The organism is Pseudonocardia sp. (assembly GCF_035305885.1).
Taxonomy (GTDB): domain Bacteria; phylum Actinomycetota; class Actinomycetes; order Mycobacteriales; family Pseudonocardiaceae; genus Pseudonocardia.
The window spans coordinates 1-2,398 of the sequence record NZ_DATGOP010000087.1; the positions used below are offsets into that span (position 1 = coordinate 1).

At 74.5% G+C, this 2,398-nt stretch carries 3 protein-coding genes; 1 reads left to right on the forward strand and 2 read right to left on the reverse strand.

From position 1 onward, the window contains the following. Nucleotides 1-910: alpha amylase C-terminal domain-containing protein (locus VKZ81_RS18330; RefSeq protein ID WP_324242812.1), on the forward strand; the 910-nt coding region annotated here is incomplete at its 5' end. 111 nt (nucleotides 911-1,021) lie between these two features. On the opposite strand, the gene VKZ81_RS18335 is transcribed toward VKZ81_RS18330, so the two are convergent. Next, complete coding sequence (locus VKZ81_RS18335; RefSeq protein ID WP_324242813.1) at nucleotides 1,022-1,984, reverse strand: tetratricopeptide repeat protein; 963 nt, start codon at nucleotides 1,982-1,984, stop codon at nucleotides 1,022-1,024. 77 nt (nucleotides 1,985-2,061) lie between these two features. Continuing rightward, the coding region (locus VKZ81_RS18340; protein ID WP_324242814.1) for a DUF8094 domain-containing protein at nucleotides 2,062-2,398 on the reverse strand (337 nt) is incomplete at its 5' end.

Below are 2,398 nucleotides of genomic sequence, written 5' to 3' on the forward strand. Positions count from 1 at the left end.
CGCGGAGGACCCGTACAACCGGCGCTACCACCACGGCGAGCTGACGTTCTCGCTCGTGTACGCGTTCACCGAGCAGTTCGTGCTGCCGATCAGCCACGACGAGGTGGTGCACGGCAAGGGCTCGCTGCTGCGCAAGATGCCGGGCGACCGGTGGCAGCAGCTCGCGGGCGTGCGGTCCTTCCTGGCGTACCAGTGGACGCACCCCGGCAAGCAGCTCCTGTTCATGGGCTGCGAGTTCGCCCAGGACACGGAGTGGGCCGAGCACGAGGGCCTGCGCTGGGACCTGCTCGGCGACGCAGGGCACGCGGGCGTGCAGCACGTGGTGCGCGACCTCAACGCGCTCTACCGCGCGACGCCGGCCCTCTGGGAGCTCGACTTCGACCCCGCGGGCTTCGAGTGGCTCACGGCGGACGACGCGGACCACAACGTGCTCGCCTATGTCCGGCGGTCGCGCTCCGGCGACCCGGTGGTGGTCGTCGTCAACTTCGCCGGGGTCCCGCACGAGGGGTACCGGCTGCCGCTGCCGGACGTGCCGCGCCGTGGTCCCGGTGAGACGGCGCCCGCCGGGGTCGCGAGTACCGGGGCTGCGGCCGCCGGGACGCTGCCGCCCGCCGAGCCCGCCGAGACCGCCGTGCGGCCGTCGCGGGCGCCGCTGGTGGACGGGCCGCTCGCGGACGGGCCGGGTGCCACCGCACCGGCCGCCGCGCCGCCCGCACCCGGCGACACCGGCGCGGACGACCCGGTGTGGCTCGAGGTGCTCAACACCGACGCGACCGTCTACGGCGGCTCGGGCGTTGGCAACATGGGCCGCGTCCAGGCCGAGCCGGTCCCCTACCACGGACGCCGCTGGTCGGCGGAGATCCGCGTCCCCCCGCTGGGCGCGCTCATCCTCACCCCGGCGCCGCGCTGAGTGTCCTGGCGGGTGCTGCTGCCGCCGCTGCTCGCTGAGATCTGGTGTTCGCGGTGAGATCTGGTTGCACACGACCAGATCTCACCGAGAACACCAGATCTCAGCGGCTGGTCAGTACAGGTAGAGCGACAGACGGCGGCGGGCCTTGGCGACGCGGGGGTCCGTCGTCCCCGCGACCTCGAAGAGCTCGAGGAGCCGGACCCGCAGCTTCTCCTTGCCGTCCGCGTCGGCCTCCGGCATGAGATCGAGCAGGCGCGCGAAGGCGTCCTCGACCTTGCCGCCCAGCATGTCCAGGTCGGCGACGGCGAGCGCCGCGTCGACGTCGGACGGCGCGTCGGCCGCGGCCTTGCGCACCGCGGCGAGGTCGGCGTCGTGGGTGCGCTGCATGAGGTGCACCTGCGCGAGGCCTGCCGCGGCGTCGGCGTCCTTGGGGTCCTGGCGGAGCGCCTTCTCGTAGGCGGCAGCCGCGGCGGGCAGGTCGTCGCGCTCGATGGCGTCGTACGCCTCCTGGTGCAGCGGCGGCAGCGGCTTCTCGGGCTCGACGGCGGGCTCGTCGCCCGCCGGGGCGGCGCCCGGCGCGCGGCCGGTCACGCCGTTCTGCTCGGCCGCGGCCAGCACCTGGTCGAGCACGCCGCGGATCTGCTGCTCGTCGGCGGCGCCCTGGAACAGCGGCAGCGGCTGGCCCTGCAGCACGGCGACGACCGTGGGGACGCCCTGCACCTGGAAGGCCGCAGCGACCTGGGGCGACGCCTGCGCGTCGACCCGGCCGAGGAGGAACCGGCCGCCGTACTCCTGCGCGAGCCGGCCCATCGTCGACCCGAGGTCGGCGTTCGCCTTGTCGGTCGGGATCCACAGGAGGATCACCACGGGGTAGGTCGCCGAGTCGCGGACGAGCTGCTCGAAGTTCGCCTCCGAGACGTCCACCACGAAACCACCGGCCTCGGGCGCGCCGCCCGGCTCACCGGGCGGAGGCGCCTGCGGACGGTTCAGTGCGGACAGGTCGACCGCGCCGCGCACCGCGAACTCGGGCTGGGCGCTCCGGGCGGGACCGGGCTGAGAGGTGGCACTGCTCATGGGGCAATCCTAGTGAACCCTCGCCGACCCACCCGCCGACTCCGCTCTCGGCGATCACGTGCCCGAGCGGTCGGCCCTCAGCCGGCAGACACGGCGAACGGCACGGGCTGCAGGCCCAGCAGGCTGACCCGCGCGTCCGAGCCGATCGGCGGCACGTACAGCGCCACGGTGTGGTGGTAGGAGGTGCGCAGCACGTTGCTGCCGTCCCCGTCCCCCCACAGCGCGGCGACCGACGGCGAGCGAGGTGCGAGCTGCCAGTGCTCCTCCGCCCGTAGCGTCTCCTCGCCGCGCAGGGCGACCACCACCAGGGCGCCGCCGTCGAGGGTGCGGACCGCCACGACGGGCTCGTCGGCCGGCTCGAACGCGGCCTCGAAGCTGCCCTTGCCGTCCTCCTCCTCGATCGAGGCGACCTGG